The organism is Streptomyces sp. 63XJN7_1_ISO-PGPR-S23-121 (assembly GCF_056173025.1).
Genome location: NZ_CM149653.1, coordinates 7,229,674 through 7,255,918, shown reverse-complemented (window position 1 = coordinate 7,255,918; position 26,245 = coordinate 7,229,674). Strand labels below are relative to the sequence as shown.

Genomic DNA, 26,245 nt, shown 5'->3' with positions numbered 1-26,245 from the left:
TCAGTACGGAGCTGCTCTACTCTCCCCATTGCGCCAGTGTTCACTGGCAGAGTTCTAGGCGACGCGTGGAGGCTTCGGGATGGCCGAGCACGAGCAGGTTCAAGAACACGTGCGGGTGGCGGTGATCGGGTCCGGCTTCGGCGGGCTGGGGGCCGCCGTGCGGCTGCGCCGCGAGGGGATCACCGACTTCGTCGTCCTCGAGAGGGCCGACAGCGTCGGCGGCACCTGGCGCGACAACAGCTACCCGGGGTGCGCCTGCGACGTGCCGTCCCACCTGTACTCGTTCTCCTTCGCGCCCAACCCCGAGTGGCCGCGCACCTTCTCCGGTCAGCGGCACATCCGGGCGTATCTGGAGCACGTGGCCGACACCTTCGGGCTGCGCCCCCACCTGCGCTTCGGCTCGGAGGTGAAGCGGATGGCGTGGGACACCGAGCGGTTGCGCTGGGAGATCGAGACGGCGAGCGGGAACCTGACCGCCGACGTCGTCGTCTCCGCGACCGGCCCGCTGTCCGACCCCAAGGTCCCGGACGTCCCCGGCCTCGACACCTTCCCCGGCAAGGTCTTCCACTCGGCCCGCTGGGACCACGACTACGACCTCACCGGCAAGCGGGTCGCCGTGATCGGCACCGGCGCCTCGGCCATCCAGATCGTGCCGGCCGTGCAGCCCGAGGCCGGCCGGCTCACCCTCTTCCAGCGCACCCCGGCCTGGGTGATGCCCCGCATGGACCGGCCGATCAGCGCCGCCGAGCGCGCCCTGCACCGGGCGCTGCCCGTCACCACCAAGCTGCGCCGCGGCCTGCTGTGGGGCATCCGGGAGCTCCAGGTGCAGGCCTTCACCAAGCACCCCGACGAGCTGGGCTTCGTCGAGGCGATCGCCCGGCGCAACATCGCCTCCGCGATCAAGGACCCGGCCCTGCGCGCCAAGCTCACCCCCGACTACCGCATCGGCTGCAAGCGGATCCTGCTGTCGAGCGCGTACTACCCGGCGCTCGCGCGGCCGAACGTGGACGTGGTCGCCAGCGGTCTGAGCGAGGTCCGCGGCAGCACCCTCGTCGCCGCGGACGGCACCGAGGCCGAGGCCGACGCGATCATCTTCGGCACCGGCTTCCACGTCACCGACATGCCCATCGCCGAGCGGGTCGTGGGCGCGGACGGGCGGACCCTCGCCGAGACCTGGAAGGGCGGCATGGAGGCCCTGCGCGGCGCCTCGGCGGCCGGCTTCCCCAACTTCATGACGGTCATCGGGCCCAACACCGGCCTCGGGAACTCCTCCATGATCCTCATGATCGAGTCCCAGCTGAACTACATGGCCGACTACCTGCGCCAGTTGGACGTGCTCGGCGGCAGGGTCGCCCTCGACGCCCGCCCCACCGCCGTGCGGGGCTGGAACCACCGGGTGCAGGAGCGCATGAAGCGCACCGTGTGGAACACCGGCGGCTGCACCAGCTGGTACCTGGACCCGAGCGGCCGCAACACCACCATCTGGCCCGGCACGACCGCCGAGTTCCGGCGGGCGACCCGGCGTGTGGACCTCGCCGAGTACGAGGTGCTGCGCGCCCCGGCCGCCCGGAAGGCCCCCGCTTCCGAGAGCGCGGAGGTGGGCGCGTGAGCCGCCTCGCGCACGTCGCCTCCGGCCCCTACGCCCCGCCCGTGCCGGCCCGCGAGCTGACCGTCGTCTCCGCGGACGGCGCCCGGCTGCACGTCGAGGTGCACGGCCCCGAGGACGCGCCCGCGGTCGTCCTCTCCCACGGCTGGACCTGCTCGACCGCCTTCTGGGCGGCGCAGATCCGCGCCCTGTCCGCCGACCACCGGGTCATCGCCTACGACCAGCGCGGTCACGGCCGCAGCCCGGCGAGCCGGGTGTGCGGGACCGACGCCCTCGCCGACGACCTCGAGGCCGTCCTCGCGGCCACGCTCGCGCCGGGCGAACGCGCGGTGATCGCCGGGCACTCCATGGGCGGGATGACGGTCCTGGCCGCCGCCGCACGGCCCGCGCTGCGCGAGCACGCCGCCGCCGTCCTGCTGTGCAGCACGGGCAGTTCGCGGCTGGTGGCGTCCGCGACCGTGCTGCCGCTGCGGGAGGGCCGGGTGCGCACCTGGCTGACCCGGCGCCTGCTCGGCTCGCGGGCGCCCCTCGGGCCGGTCACGCCCCTGGCGCTCAGGATCCTCAAGTACGGCACGATGGGCCCCGGTTCGGCACCCCACATGGTCGAGGCCTGCGCCCGCATCGTGCACGCCTGCCCGCGCCGGGCGCGTCACGCCTGGTCGCGGGTGCTCGACCTGCTCGACCTCGACCACGGCGTACGGGAGTTGCGGATGCCGGTCGAGGTGGTCGTCGGGACCGCGGACCGGCTGACCCCGCCCGTGCACGCCCGCGCGCTGGCGGCGGCGCTGCCCGTCTGCGTGGGCCTGACGGAGCTTCCGGGCGCCGGCCACATGACGCCGGTGGAGGCGCCGGAGGTGGTCACCGGGAAGATCCGCGCGCTGGCCGCCGCCCACATTTCCGACGCGTCCGCGAAGACGGACGCCGTACACGCCGAGGAGAGCGCATGAGCAGGGTGAGCCTGGAAGGACGCGTCGCCGTCGTCACCGGGGCGGCGCGGGGCGTCGGGGAGCTGCTGGCCCGCAAGCTCTCCGCGCGCGGGGTGAAGGTGGCCCTGGTCGGGCTGGAGCCGGAGGGGCTCAAGCAGGTCGCGGCGCGGCTGCACACCGAGAGCGAGGTCTGGCACGCGGACGTCACCGACCACGAGGTGATGGCCCGGGTGGCCGGCGAGGTGAAGGAGCGGTTCGGCAGGATCGACGTCGTCGTCGCCAACGCCGGTGTCGCCACCGGCGGTCCGTTCGTCGACTCCGACCCGGAGTCCTGGCGGCGGGTCATCGAGGTCAACCTCATCGGCTCGGCGGTGACGGCCCGCGCATTCCTGCCGGCACTGACGGAGAGCCGCGGCTACCTGCTCCAGATCGCGTCCCTGGCCGCCATCACGCCCGCGCCGATGATGACCGCCTACTGCGCCTCCAAGTCCGGTGTGGAGGCGTACGCGCACAGCCTGCGCGCCGAGGTCGGTCACCGGGGCGTGAAGGTCGGCGTCGGCTACCTGTCCTGGACCGACACCGACATGGTGCGCGGCGCGGACCAGGACGACGTCATGCGGGAGTTGCGGCAGCGGCTGCCGTGGCCGTCGAACAAGACCTATCCGCTGGGCCCGGCGGTGGACCGGCTGGTGGAGGGCATCGAGCGGCGCTCGAGCCACGTGTACGGGCAGTGGTGGCTGCGCGGGATGCAGGGTGTGCGCGGCTACCTGCCGGCCGTCATCGGCACCGTCGGTCAGCGCGAGATGCGGCGCTTCGCGGACCGGCTGAACGGCATGCGCACGGGGCTGGTGGGCGCCGGCGGAACGGCCGACGAGGAGCACCGGACGACCTCCGCTACGGTCCGTAACTGATCGACATGCGCGGGGTCACCGCCCGTGTGAATCTGATCGGGCCGGCCGAACCGGCCGGCCCGAAAGACCACAGGAGTGAGCCCACATGGGTATCAAGGACCAGTTCCAGGACAAGGCCGAGCGCATGCAGCAGCAGGGCAAGCAGCGTGCCGAGCAGGGCAAGCAGCGTGCCGAGCAGGGCAAGCAGCGCGCGGAGCAGGGCAAGGACCAGATGCACAACCGCGACCGCCGCCGCGACCAGGACGAGATGGACCCGTCCTCGCGCCGGGACGCGGACGAGCGGTTCGAGGAGAGCCACGACGCCTGACGCGCCGCGGCTGATCCGGGAAGGCGCCCTCCGCCGCACGGAGGGCGCCTTCTGGGCGTCCGCGCACCGCCCGGGCGGCGGGCGTCACCGCCGCGGCGGCAGCGGCGGCCGGGACCGGTCCGGCGCGTCGCCGTAACCGGGAGGCGTGGCGGGCGGGTTGGTCTCCAGCAGCTCCAGCGCGAGCCGCACCGCCTCGTCCAGCACCGGGTAGCGGCCCTCCGCCCAGTCCAGCGGGGTGCGCAGCGCCTCCACGTCGGGGGCGACGCCGTAGTTCTCCACGGACCAGCCGTACGCGTCGAACCAGGCCGCGTTCATCGGCACCGTGATCACGGTGCCGTCGCCCAGCCGGTGCCGGCCGGTCATGCCGACCACTCCGCCCCAGGTGCGCTGCCCGACCACCGGGCCGAGCCGCAGCAGCTTGAAGGCGGCCGTGATCATGTCGCCGTCGGAGGACGTCGCCTCGTCCGCGAGCGCCACCACCGGCCCGCGCGGGGCGTTGGACGTGTACGACACCGGCTGCGCGTCGCGCGTCAGGTCCCAGCCGAGGATCGTGCGGGTCAGCTTCTCGATGACCAGCTCGCTGATGTGCCCGCCCGCGTTGCCGCGCACGTCCACGATCAGCGCGGGCATGGACACCTCCATGCGCAGGTCGCGGTTGAACTGCGCCCAGCCCGAGCCGCCCATGTCGGGGATGTGCAGGTAGCCGCAATGTCCGCCGCTCAACCGCCGTACCACCTCGCGGCGTTTGGTCACCCAGTCCTGGTAGCGCAGCGGCCGCTCGTCGATCAGCGGGACGACGGCGACCCGGCGGGCGGGGCCCGGGCCGTCCCCGGCCGGTACGAAGGTGAGCTCCACGGTCGTGGCGCCGGCGCCGGCGAGCAGCGGGGACGGCCCGGCGACCGGGTCGACCGGGCGGCCGTCCACGTGGGTGAGGACGGCGCCCTCGCGGATGCCCGTGCCGGCCAGCGGCGAGCGGGCCTTGGAGTCGGAGGAGTCGCCGGGCAGGATCCGCTTGACGGTCCAGCGGCCGTCCCGGCACACGAAGTTGGCGCCGAGCAGCCCCTGCCAGCGCTGGTAGTGCGCGGGGCCCTCGTTGCGCCGGGCGGCGGCGACGTAGGCGTGCGAGGTGCCGAGTTCGCCGAGGACCTCACGCAGCAGGTCGGCGAACTCGTCCGGGGTGGCGACCCGTTCGACCAGCGGGCGGTACTGGTCGAGCACCGCGTCCCAGTCGATGCCGCACATGCCGGGGTCCCAGAAGTAGGCGCGGATCAGGCGGCCGGCCTCGGCGTACGCCTGGCGCCACTCGGCGGCCGGGTCGGCCTCGTGCAGGATGCGGCGCAGGTCGATCCAGGTGGTGGAGTCCCCGTCGCCAGCCTCGGTCGCCGGTACGGCGCGCAGGTCGCCCTCGTCGAGCACGACCAGCCGGGTGCCGTCGCCGCTGACCCGGAACCAGTCGAGGTGGGTGACGAGTTCGGACTTCTTCGCCTTGGCGAGGCTGAAGTGCTCCAGGGTGGGGCGTTCGCTCGGGTCGTCGGGGTTGGCGAAGGTCTCGCCGAGCGCGCCCGAGATCGGCCAGCGCAGCCAGACCAGGCCGCCGCCCGCGACCGGGTGCAGCGCCGAGTACTTCGAGGCGGTCACCGGGAACGGCGTCACGCGCGCCTCCAGGCCCTCCGCCTCCACGGTCACCGGGCCGCCCTCGCCGGCCTCGTCCTCCAGCGGGTCCAGACCGCCGGCGGCCGGGCGGCCCTCCGGGTTGAGGGCGAAGGGGGAGGGGGTCGCCGACGACAGGGGCACCAGGTAGGGCCGGCAGCCCAGCGGGAAGGACAGGTCCCCGGTGTGCACGTCGTACACCGGGTCGAAGCCGCGCCAGGACAGGAACGCGAGATAGCGGCCGTCGCTGGTGAACACCGGGTTCTCGTCCTCGAAGCGGCCGTTGGTCACGTCGACGACGACCGGCCCGTCCGCTCCGTCGATGCGGGCCATCTTGATCTGCCGCAACGACCGCCCGATGCCCGGGTGGGACCAGGTCAGCCAGGCCCCGTCGGGGGAGAAGGCGAGGTCGCGGACGGGGCCGTTGTCCGACCGGATCAGCTCGGTGACGTCGCCGGGGGCGCGGTCGTCCGGGACCTCCCCACCGACGGCGTCCGCGTCCTCGCCCGCATCCCCACCGACGGCGTCCGCGTCCTCGCCCGCGTCCTCGCCCGCGTCCTCGCCGCCGTCCTCGGGCGGCTCCGGCGTCTCGGCGGTCCGCGTCCCCTCCGGGACGTCGATCAGCAACAGCCGCCCGTCGTGCGAGGCGACGGCGAGGCGCTCGCCCGCCGGGTCCGAGACCAGCTCCAGCACCCGGCCGAGCCTGCCGGAGGCCAGCCGCCGGGGCGCCCGGCTCCCCGTCGCCCGCGGCAGGAAGGAGAGCTCGACGGCGTCCTCGCCGTCCGCGTCCGTCACGTAGGCGACCCGGCCGCTCGCCCCCAGCATCTCGGGGAGCCTGACCCGTACGCCCGGGGTGTCGGCGAGGGTGCGCGCCGGGCCGTCGCGATGGGTGAGCCAGTACAGGCTGCCGCGGACGACGACGGCACTCGCGCGGCCCGTCTCGTCGACGGAGACGCCGCCCACGTTCTGGGCGGCGGGCACCTGGTACGTACGCCGTCCCGCGCGCGGTCCGCTCAGCCGGACGTCGAGCCGGCGCGGCACCGAGCCGGGCGAGAGGTCGTCGACGATCCAGAGGTCGCCCGCGCACTGGTAGACGACGCGGGTGCCGTCGCCGGCGGCGTGGCGGGCGTAGAAGGCGTCGTGGTCGGTGTGGCGGCGCAGGTCGGAGCCGTCGTGGGCGCACGAGTAGAGGTTGCCGACGCCCTCGTGGTCGGAGAGGAACGCGATCCGGCCGCCGGTGAACATGGGGCAGGAGAGGTGCCCGTCCAGGTCCGCGAGCAGCCGCTGCCCGTGCAGCCACAGCCGTCCCGTGGCACCGCCCCGGTAGCGCTTCCAGGAGGCCGGCTCGTGCGGCGGGGTGCCGGTGAGCAGGAGCGTCCTGCGCTCGCCGGCCAGATCGGCGGCCTGGATGTCGGTGACCGGCCCCCAGGGCAGCTTGCGGCCCGGGTCGCCGTCGAGGGCGATCTTGTAGGCCCAGGTCAGGTGCGAGAAGGGCTCGCCGTGGGAGGCGACGGCGAGGACGGCGCTGCTGCCGTCGGGGTCGGGGGGCGTCCACCCGCAGACGCGGGTGTCGAAGCCGCCCCAGTGGGTGAGCCGGCGCGCGGGCCCGCCACCGACCGGCACGAGGTGGACCTCCGGGACCAGGGTGCGCCAGGTGGTGTAGGCGATGTGGCGGCCGTCGGGCGAGAAGCGCGGGTGGCCCGCCTTGGTGCGGTCGACGGTGAGCCGCCAGGCGGGGTGGGGGTCGTCGAGACCGGCGATCCAGAGGTCGTCCTCGGCCACGAAGCAGATCCGGTCGCCGCTGAGGTGGGGAAGGCGCAGATAACTCACCCCTCCCATGCTTTGCCGCGGGCAGGGCACCGGCAACTTATGGGGAGCTGACAACCGTGACCCACGACACGAACGAAACCGTTTCGTTTCGATAGAGGCTGGGGTACATTCACCATGTACGAAACGGTGTCGTTCTGATCGGAGAGGGGAGAGCGAGATGACCGAGGTCGCGACCGCGCGCCGCAGTCGGATCACTCCCGAGCGCGAGGCCGAGCTGTACGGCGCCGTGCTCGACCTGCTCCGGGAAGTCGGCTACGACGCCCTCACCATGGACGCCGTGGCCGCCCGCACCCGGTCCAGCAAGGCGACGCTCTACCGTCAGTGGGGCGGCAAGCCCGAGCTGGTCGTCAAGGCCATCCGGCACAACAAGCCCGGAGAGACGGGCGAGGTCGACACCGGTTCCCTCCGGGGCGACCTGCACGCCCTGATGGCCCGCGAGGACGACTGCACCATGGAGCAGAACTCCGCGCTGATGCGGGGCGTCGCCATGGCGCTCCACCAGAATCCGGACCTGCGCCAGGCGTTCCGGGAACAGCTCATCGAACCGGAGATGGCGGAGTTCCGCCGACTGCTCCAGCGAGCGGTCGACCGGGGCGAGATCAGACCGGACTGTCCCGCCCTGGACTTCCTCGTGCCCATGCTGGTCGGCGCCTTCGCCACCCGCACGCTGCTCGAGGACCAGCCGCCCACCCGGGCCTTCCTCACCTCGTACATCGACGCCGTGATCCTCCCCGCCCTCGGCGTCCGAGTCTCCTGACACGTCCCTCGGCCAGGCCCCACCTGCGCCCCCGTTCGAGCCCCAGCTGACGTCACCGCTCACGTCGTCGGGCTGATCACCCCTGCCCTGAAGACCCCACGACCTGACCGGGAGTACGCCCTCGTGGCCACATTCCTCTACAAACTCGGCCGGCTCGCCTTCCGGCGGCGGCACTTCGTCGCCCTGATCTGGGTGGCGCTGCTGACGCTCGCCGGTGTCGGCGCGGCCAGCGCCCCGCCCGCCGGCAACTCCTCCTTCTCCATCCCCGGTACCGAGGCCCAGAAGGCCTTCGACCTGCTCGAACAGCGCTTCCCGGGCCAGAGCGCCGACGGGGCGACCGCACGCGTCGTCTTCAAGGCACCGTCCGGCGAGAAGATGACGGACGCCGGCCACAAGGCGACCGTCGAGAAGACCGTCCACGAACTGTCGGACGGATCCGAGGTCGCCTCCGTCGCCGACCCCTACCAGGGGAACGCCGTCAGCAAGGACGGCACGGTCGCCTACGCCTCGGTGCGGTACGACGTCTCCGGCATGGAGCTGGAGGAGTCCACCAAGGAGGCCCTGGAGGACGCGGCGCAGCAGGCCCGCGACGCCGGGCTGACCGTCGAGATCGGCGGCGACGCGCTCCAGGCCGTGCCCGAGACCGGCGCCACGGAGGTCATCGGCATCACGGTCGCGGCCGTCGTCCTCGTCATCACCTTCGGCTCGCTGGTCGCGGCCGGGCTGCCGCTGCTCACCGCGCTGATCGGCGTCGGCATCGGCGTCTCGACGATCACCGCGCTGGCGAGCGCGCTGGAGCTGGGCTCCACGACGTCCATCCTGGCCATGATGATCGGCCTCGCGGTCGGCATCGACTACGCCCTGTTCATCGTCTCCCGCTACCGCGCGGAACTCGCCGAGGGCCGCGAGCGCGAGGAGGCGGCCGGCCGGGCCGTCGGCACCGCCGGCTCCGCCGTGGTCTTCGCCGGCCTCACCGTGGTCATCGCCCTGGTGGGCCTGGCGGTCGTCAACATCCCGATGCTGACCAAGATGGGCGTCGCGGCGGCCGGCACGGTCGCCATCGCGGTCCTGATCGCCCTCACGATGATCCCCGCGCTGCTCGGCTACGCGGGCCGCAGGGTCAAGCCGGCCGGCGCCAAGAGCAAGCTGCTGGGCGGCGGCCGCGCCGCGAAGAACCAGGACGGCAGGCCCGCCAAGGCCAACATGGGCACCCGCTGGGCGAGCTTCGTCGTCCGCCGTCCCGTCGCCGTCCTGCTGCTCGGCGTCCTCGGCCTCGGTGCCGCCGCGATCCCCGCGGCCTCCCTCGAACTGGGCCTGCCCGACGACGGCTCCCAGCCGACGTCCACGACCCAGCGCCGGGCGTACGACCTGCTGTCGGAGGGCTTCGGCGCCGGCTTCAACGGTCCGCTGATGGTCGTGGTGGACGCGAAGGGCAGCGACGCCCCGAAGGACGTGTTCACCGACGTCTCCGACGTGATCGAGGGCCTCGACGGCGTCGTGGCGGTGACCCCGCCCGCGCCCAACAAGGCCGGCGACACCGCGACGATCACCGTGATCCCGGACTCCAAGCCGTCCTCCGTGCAGACCGAGGACCTGGTGCACGCCATCCGCGACGCGGGCGGCGACATCAAGGCGGACACCGGCGCGGAGACCCTGGTCACCGGCTCGACGGCGATGAACATCGACGTCAGCCAGAAGCTCAACGACGCGCTGCTGCCCTACCTGGTCCTGGTCGTCGGCCTCGCCTTCCTCCTCCTGATCGTGGTCTTCCGCTCGATCCTGGTCCCGCTGAAGGCGGCCCTGGGCTTCCTGCTGTCGGTCATGGCGGCGCTCGGCGCGGTCGTCGCGGTCTTCCAGTGGGGCTGGCTGTCCGGCCTGATGGGCGTCGAGGAGACCGGCCCGGTCATGTCGATGATGCCGATCTTCATGGTGGGCGTCGTCTTCGGCCTGGCCATGGACTACGAGGTCTTCCTGGTCACCCGCATGCGGGAGGCGTACGTCCACGGCGAGAAGCCGAACCAGGCGATCGTCACCGGCTTCAAGCACGGCGCCCGCGTCGTCACCGCGGCCGCGGTGATCATGATGGCGGTCTTCGCGGGCTTCATCGGCTCCAGCGAGTCCATGGTCAAGATGATCGGCTTCGGCCTGGCGATCGCCGTCTTCTTCGACGCGTTCGTGGTCCGCATGGCCATCGTCCCGGCCGTCCTCGCCCTGCTGGGCAAGCGGGCCTGGTGGCTGCCGAAGTGGCTGGACCGCGCCCTGCCCAACGTGGACGTCGAGGGCGAGGGCCTGCGCACGGCCGGCGACGCCGGACGCGGCTCGGACCCCGACGAGGACCGGGTGCCGGCCCGCACCTGACACACCGCACCCGGCAGCAGACCAGCCGGTGAGGGCCCCGTGGGGACGGGACGGCCCTCACCGGCTCCGCCGTGCGCGGGGCACGCGAACCCGGTCGCGTGCACGCTGCACGTACCGCTACGGTGCCCACCATGACGACGACCGACGACGCCTCCGGCGCCCACCCCCGTTTCGCCGCCGCCCTGCGAGAACTCGGCCTCGACGACCTGGTCGGGCAGGTGCGGCGGTTTCCGGAGGCCACGCGGACCGCGGCCGAGGCCGCCGCCGCGATCGGGTGCGGGCTGAGCCAGATCTGCAAGTCGCTGATCTTCGCCGCGGACGGGGTCCCCGTGCTGGTCCTCATGGACGGCGCCTCCCGCGTCGACGTGGAGCGGGTCCGCGCGGAGCTCGACGCCGGGAAGGTCACCCGGGCCAAGGCCGACGTCGTACGGGAGACCACCGGGTACGCCATCGGCGGCGTGCCGCCCTTCGGGCACCGCAGCCGGACCCGCGTCCTCGCCGACCGGTCCCTGCTCGCGCACGAGGTCGTCTGGGCCGCCGCCGGCACGCCGTACAGCGTGTTCCCCATGGAGCCCAAGGAGCTCGTCGCCACCGCCGGCGCCACCCTCGTGGACGTCCGCGAGTCCGCCGCGTGACCCCGCTGGTGACGGCCGCGGTCCTGCTCGCGGCCGTCACGCACGCCGGCTGGAACGCCATCGCCCACCGGATCACCGACAAGCTCACCGGCTTCGCCCTGATCTCGGGCGGCGGACTGCTCATCGGGCTGGCGCTGCTGCCGTTCACGGCGCTCCCCGCGGCCGGGGCGTGGCCCTACCTGCTCGTCTCCGCCGCCGTCCACGTCGCCTACTACGCCCTGCTGATGCGGTCCTTCCGGCTCGGCGACTTCGGGCAGGCCTACCCGATCGCCCGGGGCAGCGCGCCCCTGCTGGTCACCGTCCTGGCCGCCGTCTTCGCGCACGAGGTGCCCGACGGCTGGGCGACCGCGGGCATCGCGCTGTCCTGCGCCGGACTGACCGGCGTCGCCCTGTGGGGGCTGCGCGGACGCCGGCCCGACTGGGCGGCGATCGGCGCGGCCCTGGCGACCGGGGCGACCATCGCGGTGTACACCGTCGTGGACGGGCTGGGCGTCCGCGCCTCCGGGTCCTCCCTCGGGTACATCGCCTGGCTGATGGCGGTGCAGGGCACGGCCCTCCCGGCGTACTTCCTGTACCGCCACCGTGCCGGCGCCTGGGCGCTGCTGCGCCCGCGGGCCGGGCTCGGTCTGTTCGGCGCGGCCCTGTCCGTCGCCGCCTACGCCCTGGTGCTGTGGGCGCAGACCCGCGCCGCACTCGCGCCGGTCGCCGCGCTGCGTGAGTCCTCCATCCTGGTCGGCGCCGCGATCGGGGCCCTGTTCTTCAAGGAGCGGTTCGGCGCTCCCAGGATCGCCGCGGCGGGACTCCTGGTCGTGGGGATCGGGCTGATGCTGCACGCGGGATAGTGCGTGCGGCGGCGACGAGGCGCACCCTGGAAGCAGGTGTTCCGGAGGTGATCGTCATGATGCACACCGCTGTGGGATGGCACGTCGAGATGGAGTTCATGGAGGACGACCAGCACACCCGCGCCGTCGCGATGGTGCGGCTGCCCGACGGCACGGAGGTGCGGGCGAACGGCCACGCCAGCCGTCACCAGGTGGACTCCCAGCAGCCCCGCGTCGGGGAGGAGGTCGCCGGAGCGCGGGCGCTGAACGAGCTCGCCATGCAGTTGCTCACCAAGGCGCACGGCGAGATCGACGACGCGTCGGGGAGGGTGTCCCACCCGATCCACGTGTGAGCGGGATCCCGGCGGTCCGGCCGCGTCCGCCGGGTCTCAGGCCGCCTCGAGCGACGTCCGCACCGCCCGCACCAGGGCCTGGGCCCGCGGGTCGGCGGTCACGGACCGGCGGAAGCCGTTGGTGACGTAGCCGAACGCGATCCCCGCCTCGGGGTCGGCGAACCCGAGGGCGCCGCCGCGGCCGGGATGGCCGAAGGAGCCGGGGGACAGGAACGGGGACGCGCTGCCGTGGAGCATGTAGCCGAGCCCGAAACGGGTGTTCACGACCAGCACGCGGTCCGGTCCCGCCGACTCCTCCGCGCGGGCCCGCTCCGTCGTCGCCGCGTCGAACAGCCGCACGCGCCGCGTCACCCCGTCGACGTCGCCGGTCAGCGCCGCGTAGAAGCGCGCCAGCGCGTCGGCCGTCGCGATGCCGTTGGTCGCCGGGAGGGCGGACGCCCGGTACGCCGGGTCGTTCTGGTCGGGGAACGGCGTGATCGCGGCGAAGGCGCGGCGGGTGAGGGAGTCCGGGTCCTCGTAGGCCTCGGTGACCGAGCGCTTGGGGCGCAGGCGCGGCCCGCCGGAGGACTCGGGCTCCTCGAGGCGGCCGACCCGGCCGGCGCGGCCCGCGCTCTCCTCCTCGGCGGGCAGGCCGAGCCACAGGTCCAGGCCCAGCGGACCGGCGATCTCGTCGGCGATCCACTCGCCCGTGCTCCGCCCGCCCGTCACCCTGCGCACCAGTTCGTCGAGCAGCCAGCCGTAGGTCAGCGCGTGGTAGCCGTGGCCGGTGCCCGGCTCCCAGACGGGTTCCTGGGCGGCGACGGCCTCGGGGCCCCGCAGCGGGTCGAGGGCCTCCTCGGGTGTGAGCGGACGGTCCAGGACCGGCAGTCCGGCCCGGTGGTTCAGCACGTGCCGGACCAGCACCCGCTCCTTGCCGTGCGCCTTGAACTCCGGCCAGTACTCGGCCACCGGCGCGTCCAGGTCCAGTGCCCCGCGCTGGTGCAGCAGCAGCGGTACGGCGGCGGCGACGCCCTTCGTCGCGGAGCGCACGACCTGGGCGGTGCCCCGGCGCCACGGTGCCGTGCCGTCGACGTCGCGCGTGCCGCCCCACAGGTCGACGACCTTGCGCCCGTCCCGGTAGACGGCGACCGCCGCGCCCCGGTCCCCGAGCCCCGTGAAGTTCCGTGCGAACGCGTCCCTGACCGGTTCGAAGCCCCCGGCCACTGTGCCGTGCACGTCCACGCTCGCGTCCACTTCCCTGCGTCCCTTCCCGATGCCCCGGCCTGTCCCGGCCCGTCGCCTGCGGCAGTGGGTGCAACAGCCACCGACCGCCGGCGATTCCTCATGTACCCGTCGACACCGAGCGCGGGTCGAAGCCGAAGGGGAGTTCCAGGCGGTGGGCGCGCATCAGCGTGTCGTCGGAGAGCAGGTCGCCGGTGGGGCCGTCCGCCGCGATCACGCCGTCGCTGAGGACCAGGGCGCGGGGGCACAGCTCCAGGGCGTAGGGCAGGTCGTGGGTGACCATCAGGACCGTGACGTCGAGCGAGCGCAGGATGTCGGCGAGTTCGCGGCGGGAGGCGGGGTCCAGGTTGGAGGAGGGTTCGTCCAGGACCAGGATCTCCGGCTCCATGGCGAGCACGGTCGCGACCGCCACCCGGCGCCGCTGGCCGAAGGAGAGGTGGTGCGGGGGCCGGTCCTTGTACGCGGCCATGCCGACCAGGCCGAGCGCCCGGTCCACGCGCGCCTCCAGCTCGGCCCCCTTCAGCCCGGCCGCCGCCGGCCCGAAGGCCACGTCCTCGCGCACGGTCGGCATGAAGAGCTGGTCGTCGGGGTCCTGGAAGACGATGCCGACCCGGCGCCGGATCTCCGCCATGTTCCGCTTGTCCACGGGCAGCCCGGCCACGGCGACCGTCCCGGTGCCGCCGGACAGGATGCCGTTGAGGTGGAGCACCAGGGTCGTCTTGCCGGCGCCGTTCGGGCCGAGCAGCGCGACCCGCTCGCCGCGGGCGACGGAGAAGTCCACGCCGAAGAGGGCCTGGTGCCCGTCGGGGTAGGCGAAGGCGAGGCCGGAGACCTCCAGAGAAGCTGTCACAGCACCCATCCCAGCAGACAGACGACCAGCGCCGCACACGGGAGGGTCAGTGCGTACGACCACTGCGCCCGGGACGCGGTCACCTCGTCGATCACCGGCATCGAACCGGCGTACCCGCGGCTGACCATGGCCAGGTGGACGCGCTCGCCGCGTTCGTAGGAGCGGATGAACAGGGCCCCGGCGGACTTGGCGAGCACGCCCCAGTGGCGGACGCCCTTCGCCTCGAAGCCGCGCGACTCCCGGGCGATCCGCATCCGGCGCATCTCGTCGGTGATCACGTCCCCGTACCGGATCATGAAGGAGGCGATCTGCACCAGCAGCGGCGGCAGCCTCAGCCGTTGCAGGCCGAGCAGCAGCTCGCGCAGCTCGGTGGTGGAGGCGAGGAGCACGGAGGCGGCGACGCCCAGGGTGCCCTTGGCGAGCACGTTCCAGGCACCCCACAGGCCGTTCACGCTCAGCGACATCCCGAGGACGCCGACCCGCTCGCCCTCGGCCACGAACGGCATCAGCACCGCGAACGCGACGAACGGCACCTCGATCAGCAGACGCTTGAGCAGGTACCCGGCCGGGACGCGGGCCGCGTACGCCACCGTCGCCAGCAGGAGGGCGTACAGGCCGAAGGCCCACATCGCCTCGCGGGGCGTCGACACCACGACGACCACGAAGGCGAAGGCCGCGGCGAGCTTGGTGTGCGGCGGCAGGCCGTGCACGGGGGAGTGCCCGTGCCGGTACAGCCTGTGCGCGTGCCCGGCGCCCATCTCAGACGCTCGTGCCGCTGGTGGTGCCGGTCGTGCTGCTCGGCGAGGTGTCGCCGCCGCGCCGCCTGCGCACGGCCCAGAACACCGCGCTGCCCGCGACGACGGTGACGCCGACGCCGATGACGCCCGCGAGACCGCCGGAGACGCGGGTGTCCGAGATGTCCTTGACGCCGTAGTCGGCGAGCGGGGAGTCGGCGCTGGCGTGCTCCTCGGCCTTCTTGTCGATGCCCTCGTCGGCTGCGACCTTCTCCAGGCCGTCCGGGTCGGCGGAGGCGTAGAAGCTGACGAACCCGGCGAGGACCAGGGAGGCGACCAGGCCGGTGATCCACACCTTGCGCGGCGATCGGGCGGCGGCGGGCGCGGGGGCCGGCTCGGTGCCGGGGGCGTCGACCAGTTCGCCGTTCACCCGCAGCTTCAGCCGCTGCTGGAGCCCGCGCGCGCCGTACACGAGGTCGGGGCGCACGGCGATGACGGCGCCGACGGTCAGCGCGGTGATCGCGGCCTCGCCGATGCCGATCAGGACGTGCACGCCGATCATCGCGGTGGCGACCTTGCCGATGGAGACGTCGGTGGTGCCGCCGATCCCGTACAGGAACGTGAAGGCGAGGGCGGCGGCCGGGACGGAGACCAGCGCGGCGACGAAGGAGGCGACGGTGACCGACCGGCGGGTGCGCGGCAGGACCTTCACCAGGCCCCGGAAGAGGGCGTAGGCGACGACCGTCGTGACGATCGCCATGTCGGTGATGTTCACGCCGAGCGCGGTCAGGCCGCCGTCCGCGAAGAGGATGCCCTGCATGAGCAGGACGACGGAGACGCACAGGATCCCGGTGTAGGGACCCACGAGTATCGCGGCGAGCGCGCCGCCGAGCAGATGCCCGCTGGTCCCCGCGGCGACCGGAAAGTTCAGCATCTGCACCGCGAAGATGAACGCCGCGACCAGGCCCGCCAGGGGCGCCGTCCGCTCGTCCAGCTCGCGCCGCGCACCGCGCAGGCTCACCGCGACGGCGCCGGCGGCGACGACTCCGGTCACGGCGGAGGTCGGGGCGTTGATGAATCCGTCAGGTACATGCACGAGACGATGATAGAGGCTTGTTGCGAACCTCTTGCAAGAGCGACGTCCTCGTCACCCCGTCCGTGAGGCAGGCGACCCCGCGGGGGCGGAGGTGATACGCCATCAAAAGGTGTTATTCGGAAAATATGGGACATTGAACAGGAGTGGACACACAGCTTCCGTGCCGGTCGCAGAGCGTGAGGGGCGATCCCATGTCCGTTGTCGAGCAGTACGCGCGAGCCCACATCCTCACGGACGCGGACCTCCCCGGCGAGGACGACGGCGGCGCCATACCGGTCGTGCTGCGCTACGACCCCGACCGCGATCCGGACACGGTGTCCGTGGGGCTGCCCGGCCGGGGCCGGAACACGGCCGCGCGCGAGTGGAGGTTCTCCCGGGACCTGCTCGAACGGGGCCTGCGGGTGCCCACCGGGAGCGGAGAGGTGCGGGTGTGGCCCTGCGGCCGGGTGCAGGCCGTCGTCGAGTTCCACTCCCCGCAGGGCTGCTCCGTCGTCCAGTTCGAGACCAGGACGCTCATCCGGTTCCTGCAGCGCACCTACGCGGCGGCGGCCGAGCCGGTGCCGCACTGAGCCGGCACCCGTCCGGCCGCCCGGCCGGGCCGCCCGCTCAGCCGCCCGCCTTCAGCAGCGCCGCCACGATGGGTCCCGCGGTGTCGCCGCCGTGGCCGCCCTGCTGGACCACGCCCGCCGCGGCCAGGTCGCCCCGGTACGCGGTGAACCAGCCGTTGGGCTTGTCCTGGCCGTCGACCTCGGCGGATCCCGTCTTCGCGCCCGACTGGCCGCCCAGGCCGGCCATCGCCCCGGCCGCGGTGCCGTTCGTGGCGGTGTAGGACATCAGCTCGCGCAGCTGGCCCAGCGTGGACGCGGACAGCGTGCGGGAGGCCGTGGCCACCTTGCGTCCGTCGACCGACGGGGCGACCAGGTACGGCTGGCGGAAGGCGCCCGTCCGCACGGTCGCCGACACCGACGCCATGTTCAGCGGGTTCATCCGCACCCCGCCCTGCCCGATGAGGGAGGCGGCCATCGGCGCCGCGCTCTGCACCGGCACCGAGCCGTCGAAGCTGGGCACGCCGATCGCCCAGTCGTTCCGCGACAGGCCGAAGACCTCCTGGGCCTGCCTGCTCAGGTCGTCGTTCTCCAGCTTCGGGGCCTGGCTGATGAAGGCGGTGTTGCAGGAGCGGGCGAAGCTGGCCTTGAACGTGCCGTTCTTGATCTCGAACTCGTCGTCGTTCTGGAACTTCCAGCCGCCGTAGCTGAAGTACTTCGGGCACGGGTGCTGCTTGTCGGCCGAGGCCAGGCCCTTCTCGATGAGCAGCGAGGCGGTGACGACCTTCATCGTGGAGCCGGGGGCCAGGGAGCCCTGGAACGCGGTGTTGAAGCCGTGGCCGCCGTTGGCGACCGCGAGGATCTCCCCCGTCGAGGCGCGCAGCAGCACGACCGACGCCCGGGCCTTGCCCGCCACCTGCTGCTCGGCCGCGGCCTGGAGGCCGGGGTCCAGGGTGGTCCGCACGGTGCCCGGCGTGCCCTCGCTCAGCTCCAGCAGCGTCTTGTCGGACGCCTTCGCCGCCTTGGACTCCTTGCCGCGGACCACGCGCAGTTCGACGCCCGCGGTGCCGCCGGCCTTCTTCCCGTACTTCTCGCGCAGCCCGTCCAGGACGGTGCCGAGCGACGGGTACTTCGCGGCGGTGATCTCCCCGCCGTCGCGGTCCAGGGCCTTGACCGGGGGCGTGCCGGCCTCGCCGGTGACCAGCGTGTCGCCGTCCTTCAGCTCCGGGTGGACGACGGCGGCGTGCCAGTCGACGCGCGGCTCGCCGTCGCCGGCCCGGCGGACGACGGTAAGCGCGCTGTCGTAGGCGAGCGGCACGCTGATCCCCCCGGCCCGGGAGGTGCCGTCCCGCGCCCCGGCCTCGTAGGCCACGCTCGCCTTGACGGAGAACGGCACCCGGGCGCCGGCCGGGGTGCCCGGGGTGAACGTCGCGCCCGTGATCCGGGCGTCCTTCGTCCAGCCGGTCAGCAGGGCCGCGGCCGCCTCGGCGTCGTCGGTCGCGGCGGCGGCACCGGCGACGTCGCCGCGCTGCCAGGCGGTGAGGAAGCGCTGGGTGGCCGTGGTGACCTCGGCCGCCGTCAGGGGGCCGGCCGGCGCCTTGTTCTCGGCCGCCGCGGACGTCGTCCGCCCGGTCTCCTCGGCCGCGGCCCCGCCGCCGTACAGCGCCCACGCGCCGACTCCCGCGCCGCCCACGACCACGGCGGCCACCCCGCCGACCAGGGCCGGTCTCGTCTTCCGTCGCCCGGCGACGGCCCTTCTGCTGCCCACTCGCGTCCCGTTTCCTCCGTGTCGCCCGGACATCCCCGGGACCCTGCTGCCGCACGCTTGCCACGACGGCGACCACCCTAGGGGGTGTCCGGCACATGCCCGCGGCGTCGCGGCGTCCCCCAGGGCGTCCCACCCCGGGGAACCCCGCTCAGCCGCCGGCCCGCAGGACGTCCGCCACGATCGGGCCGGCCGCGTCACCGCCGTGGCCGCCCTGCTCGGTCATGGCCGCCGCCGCGACGTCGTCACGGAAGCCGGTGAACCAGCTGTCGGACGTGGCCTTCCCGTCGACCTCGGCCGAGCCGGTCTTGGCGCCGATGTCGCCGCCGAGCCCGGACATGGCGTTCACGGCGGTGCCCTGGGTCGCCGTGAGCCGCATCATCTGCTTGAGCTGGGAGGCGGTGCCCTGCGGCAGCCCCTTGGCCGTGGCCAGCTGCCGGCCGTCCAGCTCCGGCGACACCAGGTACGGCTGGCGGAACTCGCCGGTGATGGCGGTCGCCGTCACCGACGCCATGTTCAGCGGATTCATCTGGACCTGGCCCTGGCCGATGGCACCCGCCGCGCGGTCCGGGCCGCTGACGGCGGGAACACTGCCGTCGAAGGAGACGATGCCGGTCTGCCAGTCGTCCCGACCCAGCCCGAACCGCTCCTGGGCCTCCTGCGTCAGCGAAGAGTCGGTGAGCGGGTCCTCGTCGATGAGCTTGATGAAGCCCGTGTTGCAGGACCGCATGAAGTCGCCCGCGAGCGTGGCGCCCATGTCGGGCTCCATGCCGGTGAGGTTCTTGAAGGTCTGGCTCTGCCAGGTCGCCGTGTCCGGGCAGGGCGCCGGGCCGTTCATCGAGGCCACGCCGTTGTCGATGAGCATGGCGGCCGTGATGATCTTCATGGTGGAACCGGGGGCGACCCTGCCCTGGAAGGCGGCGTTGAAGCCGTCCGCGCGGTTGTTCGCCACGGCCAGCACCTCGCCGGTGCTGGGCCGGACGGCGACCACCGAGGACTCGCCGTACCGCTGCACGGCCTTCTCGGCCGCCGCCTGCACGCCCGCGCTGAGCGTCGTACGCAGCTTGCCGGGCCTGCCCTCGGTCAGCGTCAGCAGCGGGGTGTCCGGGGCCTGGGTGGCCTCGTGCCGGATCACCAGCTCGACGCCGGGCGTGCCGCCCGCCTTGTCGCCGTACTTCTCGCGCAGGGTGGCGAGGACGGGGGCGAGCGAGGGGTACTTCTGCGGCGTCAGCACGGTGTCGTCACGGTCGACGGCCTGGATCTGCGGGGTCGCCGACTCCTCGGTGACCAGCGTGTCGCCGGCCTTCAGCCGCGGGTGGACGACGGCCGGGTCCCAGTCGACCAGTGCCCGCCCGGAGGTCTGCCCGCGCACCACGGTCAGTTGGCTGCGGTACGTCAGCGGCTTGGTGGTGCCGTCGTAGGAGACCTTCGCCTTCACCGCGAACGGCACGGTCATGCCGCTCACGGTCGGCTCGCCGGGCGTGATCTCGACGCCGGTGATGTGCGCGGCCCGGCCGTAGGCCGCCAGCAGCGTCCCGGCGACCGAGGCGTTGTTCGTGTACGAGGCCGCCGTCGTCGCGTCGCCCTTCTCCCAGGCGGCGAAGAACTCGCCGGTGGTCTCCTCGACCTCGTCCGCGCTCGGCGGCCCGCTCTTCGTGGCCGCCCCGGCCGCGCCGGAGCCCCCGCCCTCGTCGAGCGCCGACACGACGTTGTAGGCCCCGTACGCGGCCCCGCCCACCATCACCGCGAACACACCGCCTATGACGGCGGCCTTCACCCCCCTGCCCATCGGCAGTCCCCTCCCCGTTCGACCCCGCACGCGCTTTCTTGAACGCGTTCAGAAGTAGTTGTGGGTGGCACTCTATGCGCAGAGGGTGGCCGATGGTACGGATGTTTCCGGATGTTGGCCGAACGGAGACCGGCCCGGGCGGGCGGGATCCGGACGTTCCGGGTCAGACCCAGGTGTCCAGCCACATCCGCCACTCCTCGCGACCGCCGCGTCGATTGCGTTACATGCGGGCGAGGATCTCCGCCTTCTTGGTCGTGAACTCTTCCTCCGAGAGGATGCCGGCATCTCGCAGCTCCGCCAGCTGTCGCAGCTGCTCGACGGGTGTACTCGCCTGCGACGAGGGGGCCGCCGCCGGAACGGGGCGAGCGACGGCAAAGGAAGCCTGGTCAGGGGCAGGGATCTTTCCGAGCACCAAGTCGGTGAGTAGCGCCTTGATGCCGGGAGCCGAGTCATGCGGGACCCGGAACTCGATCGTGTTGCCCGAAGCCACCACCACCACCTTGGTGTACATCAGACCGTCCCGCTTGGTCACCACGCTGGAGATGCTCTTGATCGGAACCATCTCGGTGCCTGCGTCGGAGCTGCGGACCCCCGTGGCCAGGAGTGATGCGCCACCGGTCAGGAAGCCGGCCGTGAGCTTCTTGGCGCTCATACCGCGGCTCCGGGCCCACTCGACCCGGTCGTTGTAGATGGCCACGTCGGCGTTCTTGCCTTCGATGTGGCTCTTGAAGGTCATCAGCGCATCGCTGGACATAGGAGTGCTCCTGAGTTCAGTACGGCGTGGTACATGCCGTGTACAACTAGACACGCGCCAGTGGGTGAAGGTTGTACGAACTTCAGCGGCGGATCCTCGGCTAGACCCAGGTGTCCAGCCACATCCGTGACCGCCACTCCTCCATCGGGATCGCCGTCCCCGTGTAGAGGGGCCAGAAGTAGATGAAGTTCCAGGCGATCAGCAGCACCAGCACGCCCGCGCCCGTCGCCCCCGCCACGCGCCGGGTGTCCCCGCAGCCCGGCCGGCCCACGATCGCCCCCAGCAGCATCGCCACCGCCAGGCACAGGAAGGGCAGGAAGACGACGGCGTAGAAGAGGAAGATCGTGCGCTCCTGGTACAGGAACCAGGGCAGGTAGCCGGCCGCCAGCCCGCAGGCGATGGCACCCGCGCGCCAGTCGCGGCGGAAGGCCCAGCGCCACAGGACGTACAGCAGGGCGAAGCAGCCGATCCACCACAGCAGCGGCGTGCCGATCGCCAGGACCTCGCGGGCGCACTTCTCGCCCGCGTCGGCCGGGCAGCCGTCCGTGCCGGGCCCCGGCGACTCGTAGAAGTAGGAGACCGGGCGGCCCAGGACGAGCCAGCTCCACGGGTTGGACTGGTACGTGTGCGGAGACGTCAGGTGGGTGTGGAACTCGTACACCTGCGTCTCGTAGTGCCACAGGCTGCGCCACCAGTCCGGGAAGAGCCACGACCAGGAGCTGGTCCGCCCGCCGGCCGTCGCCCAGTCGCGGTAGTAGCCGCCGGAGCCGTCGGCGGGGGAGAGGATCCAGCCGGTCCAGGTCGCGATGTAGGTGACGACGGCGACCGGCACGGTCGACAGGAACGCCCAGCCCAGGTCGTGCCTCAGCACCGCCAGGTACGGCCGGTCGGCGCCCGCGACCCGGCGGGAGCCGACGTCCCACAGCACGGCCATCACGCAGAACGCCGCCATGATGTACAGGCCGTTCCACTTGGTGGCCGCGGCCAGGCCCAGCATCACCCCGGCCGCCAGCCGCCAGGGCCGCCACCCGAGCCTCAGCGACCCGGCGACGTGCGTGTCCGGGCGGACCCGGCCGTCGGAGTCCACCGGCAGCGCGGCGGCGAGTCTGCCGCGGGCCCGGTCGCGGTCCACGACCAGGCACCCGAACGCGGCCAGCACGAAGAACATCAGCACGCTGTCCAGCAGTGCCGTGCGGCTCATCACGAAGTGCAGCCCGTCCACCGCCATCAGCGCGCCCGCCAGGCACCCGAGGAACGTGGAGCGGAACAGCCGGCGCCCGATCCGGCACAGCATCAGTACCGACAGCGTGCCGAGCAGCGCCGTCATGAACCGCCAGCCGAACGGGTCGAACCCGAACAGCAGCTCGCCCAGCCCGATCATGTACTTGCCGACCGGCGGATGGACGACGTACGCCGCGTCCGTCGGGATCGGGACGTGCCCGCCCGAGTTCAGGATCAGGTCGTTGGCGTTCTTGTCCCAGTTGACCTCGAAACCGCGGTGGATCAGTGCCCAGGCGTCCTTGGCGTAGTACGTCTCGTCGAATATCACCGCCTTCGGGCTGCCCAGGTTCCAGAACCGCAGCACACCCGCCAGCAGCGCGACCAGCAGCGGACCGCCCCAGCCGGACCAGCGCCCGATCCGGTCGGCCGCCGCCTTCGACAGGCCGAGGAAGACCCACAGCCGCGGGCCGGGCCGCGTGTACGGCGGCACCAGCCGGTCGCGGACGTCGCCCGCGGGCTGCCCCGCCGTGTAGCCGAAGCGGCGCAGCCGCTGCTGCCAGGTGGGCCCCTCGCCGGGCGGGGCCTGGTCCTGCCGGAGGTCCGTGGAGGACGCGGTACTGGTCACCGCGCCATCGTAGGGAACCGTTCTGTGCGCGTCCCGCGCACGGCCCTCACGGGTCCGGATGCGTCCCCGTCCGCACACCCCTGGGAGGATGGGGGACGTGACTGGAACCCTTGTACTGGCGGGCACCCCCATCGGCGACGTCCAGGACGCCCCGCCCCGGCTCGCCGAGGAACTCGCGGGCGCCGACCTCGTCGCCGCCGAGGACACCCGGCGGCTGCGCCGGCTCACCCAGGCGCTCGGGGTGACGCCCAGGGGGCGTGTCGTGTCGTACTTCGAGGGCAACGAGTCCGCCCGTACGCCCGAACTGGTCGAGGAACTGGTGGGCGGCGCGCGCGTGCTGCTGGTGACCGACGCCGGCATGCCGTCGGTGTCCGACCCGGGCTACCGGCTGGTCGCCGCGGCCGTCGAGCGGGACGTCAGGGTGACCGCCGTGCCCGGCCCGTCCGCCGTGCTCACCGCGCTCGCGCTGTCCGGGCTGCCGGTCGACCGGTTCTGCTTCGAGGGCTTCCTGCCGCGCAAGGCCGGCGAACGGCTCGGCCGGCTGCGCGAGGTCGCCGGGGAGCGCCGGACCCTCGTCTACTTCGAGGCCCCGCACCGCCTCGACGACACCCTCGCCGCGATGGCCGAGGTGTTCGGCGCCGACCGGCGGGCCGCCGTCTGCCGGGAGCTGACCAAGACGTACGAGGAGGTCAGGCGCGGCGGCCTCGGCGAACTCGCCGCGTGGGCCGCCGAAGGGGTGCGCGGCGAGATCACCGTCGTGGTCGAGGGGGCGCCGGACACCGGGCCCGAGGAGGTCGGCGCCGAGGAACTGGTGCGCCGGGTGCGGGTGCGCGAGGAGGCCGGCGAGCGGCGCAAGGAGGCGATCGCCGCGGTGGCCGCCGAGGCGGGCGTGCCCAAGCGGGAGGTCTTCGACGCGGTGGTGGCGGCCAAGCACGCCGGCGCGTGACGGCGGGACGCGAGGGCGCCCGCGCGGGGGAGCGCCGCCCGGGCGCGCCCGCGCCCCATGGCCGGGCAAACAACCTGCCCGCAAGGCAAAGCCCCGGCCCGCCCGCCGGGGGTGAACGGGCAAGGAACGCCCAAAAAGGCTCCAATACTCAACAGGGTTGATGCATTCCGGTCGGACGAGGCGTCCACTGGACGAAGGGGGACGTACCTGTCCCCGGCGTCCAGCGGACAGCAGGAGCTGGCATGAGTGACATCACCCGGCGGACCGGCCTGCGGGCCGGGGTCACCGCCGTCGTCCACGAGTCGTACTCCTTCGCGTGCATGCGCTGCGGGCACGGCTGGGAGCAGTCGTTCGAGATAGAGCACCACCGGGACGCCGACGGCCACGAGTTCGTGCTCTACCGGGCGGACGGCCGCCCGGTGCCCTCCCCGCTGAGCCGGCCCACGTGCGCCATCTGCGACAACCACGTCGTACGGATCATGCGGCCGGGGCGTGTCGCCTCGGTGCGCGGCACCGCGGCCGGCGTGCACCGGGTGCCGCCGGCCGGGCCGCTGCAGGTCCCCCGGGTGCCCGAGCAGCCGGGACCGGGGGCGCCGGGGCTCTCGCCCGGGCACCGGCACTGGCACCTGTCCGACCTGCTGCGGGCCCTCCACCTCCAGCGCAGGGCCGGCTGACCGCCCCGGGACCTCGGGCGAACCGTACGGGCACGCTCCTTCCGTAGGATCGGGGCATGCCTTCGAACGCCTCGGACCGGACCGACAAGAACGACGCCCCGCCGCTCCCCGAACCGCTGCGGATACCGGTCGCCGACTCGCACACCCACCTCGACATGCAGTCGGGCACGGTGGCGGAGGGCCTCGCGAAAGCGGCGTCGGTGGGGGTCACCACGGTCGTCCAGGTCGGCTGCGACCTCGCCGGCTCCCGCTGGGCGGCCGAGACGGCGGCGGAGCACGAGGCCGTCCACGCCACCGTCGCCCTGCACCCCAACGAGGCACCGCGCATCGTGCACGGCGACCCCGACGGCTGGTCCCGGCAGGGCGCGCGGCAGCCCGGCGGGGACACGGCACTGGACGAGGCCCTCGCGGAGATCGACCGGCTGGCCGCGCTGCCGCAGGTCAAGGGGGTCGGCGAGACGGGCCTGGACTACTTCCGCACCGGGCCCGAAGGCAAGGAGGCCCAGGAAAGGTCCTTCCGCGCCCATATCGAGATCGCCAAGCGGCACGGCAAGGCCCTGGTCATCCACGACCGCGACGCCCACGCCGACGTCCTGCGCGTCCTCGAGGAGGAGGGCGCCCCCGAGCGCACCGTCTTCCACTGCTACTCCGGCGACGCGGAGATGGCCGGGATCTGCGCCGAGGCCGGGTACTACATGTCCTTCGCCGGCAACGTCACCTTCAAGAACGCGCAGAACCTGCGCGACGCCCTCGCGGTCGCCCCGCTGGAGCTGGTCCTGGTGGAGACCGACGCGCCGTTCCTGACGCCGGCCCCCTACCGGGGCCGCCCCAACGCCCCCTACCTGGTGCCGGTCACGGTGCGGGCGATGGCCGCCGTGCGCGGCATCGACGAGGACGCCCTGGCCACGGCACTCGCGGCGAACACGGCCCGCGCCTTCGGCTACTGAGCGGCCCTGCCCGGCCGCCCCGGACGGCCGGGGAGCGCCCCCGGCTACCCTTGCCGGGTGAGCAGCCCCACCCCCGACGCCCTCCTGGGCCCCGCCGACGTCCGTGAACTCGCGGCCGCCCTCGGCGTGCGCCCCACCAAGCAGCGCGGCCAGAACTTCGTCATCGACGCGAACACGGTCCGCCGTATCGTCCGCACCGCCGAGGTACGCCCCGACGACGTGGTGGTCGAGGTGGGACCGGGTCTCGGCTCGCTCACCCTGGCCCTCCTCGAGGCGGCCGACCGGGTCACCGCCGTCGAGATCGACGACGTCCTCGCCGCCGCCCTGCCCGCCACCGTCGCCGCCCGGATGCCCGGGCGCGCCGACCGGTTCGCGCTCGTCCACTCCGACGCCATGCAGGTGACCGAGCTGCCGGGCCCCGCCCCGACCGCGCTGGTCGCCAACCTGCCCTACAACGTGGCCGTGCCCGTCCTCCTCCACATGCTCGAGACCTTCCCGAGCATCGAGCGCACCCTCGTCATGGTCCAGTCCGAGGTCGCCGACCGGCTCGCCGCCGGACCCGGCTCGAAGGTGTACGGCGTGCCGTCCGTGAAGGCCAACTGGTACGCCGAGGTGAAGCGGGCCGGCGCCATCGGCCGCAACGTCTTCTGGCCCGCGCCGAACGTCGACAGCGGACTGGTGTCACTCGTCCGGCGGACCGAGCCGCTGAAGACCACCGCGTCCCGGCGCGAGGTGTTCGCCGTCGTCGACGCCGCCTTCGCCCAGCGCCGCAAGACCCTGCGGGCCGCCCTGTCCGGCTGGGCCGGGTCGGCCGCCGCCGCGGAGGCCGCCCTCGTCGCCGCGGGCGTGTCGCCGCAGGCGCGCGGAGAGGCGCTGACCGTGGAAGAGTTCGCGCGTATCGCCGAACACAAGGAGTGACGAGCA

At 73.3% G+C, this 26,245-nt stretch carries 23 protein-coding genes; 14 read left to right on the top strand and 9 right to left on the bottom strand.

Going from position 1 to position 26,245, the window contains the following annotated elements:
• Window positions 1–79 precede the first annotated feature (79 nt).
• The 4 genes from AC0VYN_RS32375 (at window position 80) to AC0VYN_RS32360 (ending at window position 3,750) form a co-directional block, all read left to right on the top strand.
• Complete coding sequence (locus AC0VYN_RS32375) at window positions 80–1,609, top strand: flavin-containing monooxygenase (RefSeq protein ID WP_475533845.1); 1,530 nt, start codon at window positions 80–82, stop codon at window positions 1,607–1,609.
• Complete coding sequence (locus AC0VYN_RS32370) at window positions 1,606–2,553, top strand: alpha/beta fold hydrolase (protein ID WP_475533844.1); 948 nt, start codon at window positions 1,606–1,608, stop codon at window positions 2,551–2,553. The genes AC0VYN_RS32375 and AC0VYN_RS32370 overlap by 4 nt, the downstream gene beginning before the upstream one ends.
• Window positions 2,550–3,443, top strand: coding sequence for an SDR family oxidoreductase (locus tag AC0VYN_RS32365; protein ID WP_475533843.1), 894 nt, complete (start codon window positions 2,550–2,552; stop codon window positions 3,441–3,443). Before AC0VYN_RS32370 ends, AC0VYN_RS32365 begins: the two co-directional genes overlap by 4 nt.
• A gap of 85 nt (window positions 3,444–3,528) precedes the next feature.
• Window positions 3,529–3,750, top strand: a complete 222-nt coding sequence (locus AC0VYN_RS32360) for a hypothetical protein (RefSeq protein ID WP_475533842.1) — start codon at window positions 3,529–3,531, stop codon at window positions 3,748–3,750.
• Between the two features lie 84 nt (window positions 3,751–3,834).
• Here AC0VYN_RS32360 and AC0VYN_RS32355 read toward each other — a convergent pair whose 3' ends face one another.
• The gene (locus tag AC0VYN_RS32355) at window positions 3,835–7,239 is read right to left on the bottom strand and encodes a S41 family peptidase (RefSeq protein WP_475533841.1); all 3,405 of its coding nucleotides are present in this window, start codon (window positions 7,237–7,239) and stop codon (window positions 3,835–3,837) included.
• A 148-nt stretch (window positions 7,240–7,387) separates the two neighbouring features.
• Between AC0VYN_RS32355 and AC0VYN_RS32350 the strand changes: the two genes are divergently transcribed.
• The 5 genes from AC0VYN_RS32350 (at window position 7,388) to AC0VYN_RS32330 (ending at window position 12,154) form a co-directional block, all read left to right on the top strand.
• Window positions 7,388–7,987: a TetR/AcrR family transcriptional regulator gene (locus AC0VYN_RS32350; protein WP_385471096.1), complete on the top strand. Its 600-nt coding sequence runs from the start codon at window positions 7,388–7,390 to the stop codon at window positions 7,985–7,987.
• Between the two features lie 123 nt (window positions 7,988–8,110).
• Window positions 8,111–10,345, top strand: a complete 2,235-nt coding sequence (locus AC0VYN_RS32345) for an MMPL family transporter (RefSeq protein ID WP_475533840.1) — start codon at window positions 8,111–8,113, stop codon at window positions 10,343–10,345.
• Between the two features lie 131 nt (window positions 10,346–10,476).
• A complete protein-coding gene (locus AC0VYN_RS32340; RefSeq protein WP_475533839.1) occupies window positions 10,477–10,980 on the top strand; it encodes a YbaK/EbsC family protein in 504 nt (167 codons plus the stop codon).
• Entirely contained in the window at window positions 10,977–11,822 is an 846-nt protein-coding gene (locus AC0VYN_RS32335) for an EamA family transporter (protein WP_475533838.1), read from the top strand. Before AC0VYN_RS32340 ends, AC0VYN_RS32335 begins: the two co-directional genes overlap by 4 nt.
• Before the next feature lie 56 nt (window positions 11,823–11,878).
• Window positions 11,879–12,154: a DUF1876 domain-containing protein gene (locus tag AC0VYN_RS32330; RefSeq protein WP_475533837.1), complete on the top strand. Its 276-nt coding sequence runs from the start codon at window positions 11,879–11,881 to the stop codon at window positions 12,152–12,154.
• Between the two features lie 36 nt (window positions 12,155–12,190).
• Here AC0VYN_RS32330 and AC0VYN_RS32325 read toward each other — a convergent pair whose 3' ends face one another.
• From AC0VYN_RS32325 to AC0VYN_RS32310, 4 genes are all read right to left on the bottom strand, one after another.
• Window positions 12,191–13,375, bottom strand: a complete 1,185-nt coding sequence (locus AC0VYN_RS32325) for a serine hydrolase domain-containing protein (protein WP_475537031.1) — start codon at window positions 13,373–13,375, stop codon at window positions 12,191–12,193.
• A 100-nt stretch (window positions 13,376–13,475) separates the two neighbouring features.
• The gene (locus tag AC0VYN_RS32320; protein ID WP_451686283.1) at window positions 13,476–14,234 is read right to left on the bottom strand and encodes an energy-coupling factor ABC transporter ATP-binding protein; all 759 of its coding nucleotides are present in this window, start codon (window positions 14,232–14,234) and stop codon (window positions 13,476–13,478) included.
• Window positions 14,222–14,983: a cobalt ECF transporter T component CbiQ gene (gene cbiQ, locus AC0VYN_RS32315; protein ID WP_475533836.1), complete on the bottom strand. Its 762-nt coding sequence runs from the start codon at window positions 14,981–14,983 to the stop codon at window positions 14,222–14,224. Before cbiQ ends, AC0VYN_RS32320 begins: the two co-directional genes overlap by 13 nt.
• A gap of 1 nt (window position 14,984) precedes the next feature.
• Window positions 14,985–16,055 carry an energy-coupling factor ABC transporter permease gene (locus tag AC0VYN_RS32310; RefSeq protein ID WP_475533835.1) on the bottom strand — a complete coding sequence of 357 codons (1,071 nt, stop codon included), beginning with the start codon at window positions 16,053–16,055 and terminating at the stop codon, window positions 14,985–14,987.
• A 191-nt stretch (window positions 16,056–16,246) separates the two neighbouring features.
• Between AC0VYN_RS32310 and AC0VYN_RS32305 the strand changes: the two genes are divergently transcribed.
• Complete coding sequence (locus AC0VYN_RS32305) at window positions 16,247–16,624, top strand: SsgA family sporulation/cell division regulator (protein ID WP_385471081.1); 378 nt, start codon at window positions 16,247–16,249, stop codon at window positions 16,622–16,624.
• 37 nt (window positions 16,625–16,661) lie between these two features.
• Here AC0VYN_RS32305 and AC0VYN_RS32300 read toward each other — a convergent pair whose 3' ends face one another.
• From AC0VYN_RS32300 to AC0VYN_RS32285, 4 genes are all read right to left on the bottom strand, one after another.
• Window positions 16,662–18,368: a penicillin-binding transpeptidase domain-containing protein gene (locus AC0VYN_RS32300; RefSeq protein WP_475533834.1), complete on the bottom strand. Its 1,707-nt coding sequence runs from the start codon at window positions 18,366–18,368 to the stop codon at window positions 16,662–16,664.
• A gap of 148 nt (window positions 18,369–18,516) precedes the next feature.
• On the bottom strand, window positions 18,517–20,154 hold the full coding sequence (locus AC0VYN_RS32295) for a penicillin-binding transpeptidase domain-containing protein (protein ID WP_475533833.1): 1,638 nt from the start codon (window positions 20,152–20,154) through the stop codon (window positions 18,517–18,519).
• Window positions 20,155–20,374: 220 nt separating this feature from the next.
• The gene (locus tag AC0VYN_RS32290; protein ID WP_475533832.1) at window positions 20,375–20,908 is read right to left on the bottom strand and encodes an SHOCT domain-containing protein; all 534 of its coding nucleotides are present in this window, start codon (window positions 20,906–20,908) and stop codon (window positions 20,375–20,377) included.
• 100 nt (window positions 20,909–21,008) lie between these two features.
• Window positions 21,009–22,754 (bottom strand): dolichyl-phosphate-mannose--protein mannosyltransferase, encoded by a 1,746-nt coding sequence (locus AC0VYN_RS32285; protein WP_475533831.1) that lies wholly within the window; start codon window positions 22,752–22,754, stop codon window positions 21,009–21,011.
• A 97-nt stretch (window positions 22,755–22,851) separates the two neighbouring features.
• Between AC0VYN_RS32285 and rsmI the strand changes: the two genes are divergently transcribed.
• The 4 genes from rsmI (at window position 22,852) to rsmA (ending at window position 26,239) form a co-directional block, all read left to right on the top strand.
• Window positions 22,852–23,700, top strand: coding sequence for a 16S rRNA (cytidine(1402)-2'-O)-methyltransferase (rsmI, locus tag AC0VYN_RS32280; RefSeq protein WP_385465627.1), 849 nt, complete (start codon window positions 22,852–22,854; stop codon window positions 23,698–23,700).
• A gap of 242 nt (window positions 23,701–23,942) precedes the next feature.
• Window positions 23,943–24,374 carry a hypothetical protein gene (locus AC0VYN_RS32275; RefSeq protein WP_475533830.1) on the top strand — a complete coding sequence of 144 codons (432 nt, stop codon included), beginning with the start codon at window positions 23,943–23,945 and terminating at the stop codon, window positions 24,372–24,374.
• 56 nt (window positions 24,375–24,430) lie between these two features.
• Window positions 24,431–25,321 carry a TatD family hydrolase gene (locus tag AC0VYN_RS32270; protein ID WP_475533829.1) on the top strand — a complete coding sequence of 297 codons (891 nt, stop codon included), beginning with the start codon at window positions 24,431–24,433 and terminating at the stop codon, window positions 25,319–25,321.
• 57 nt (window positions 25,322–25,378) lie between these two features.
• Window positions 25,379–26,239, top strand: a complete 861-nt coding sequence (gene rsmA / locus AC0VYN_RS32265; protein ID WP_385465635.1) for a 16S rRNA (adenine(1518)-N(6)/adenine(1519)-N(6))-dimethyltransferase RsmA — start codon at window positions 25,379–25,381, stop codon at window positions 26,237–26,239.
• Window positions 26,240–26,245 lie beyond the last annotated feature (6 nt).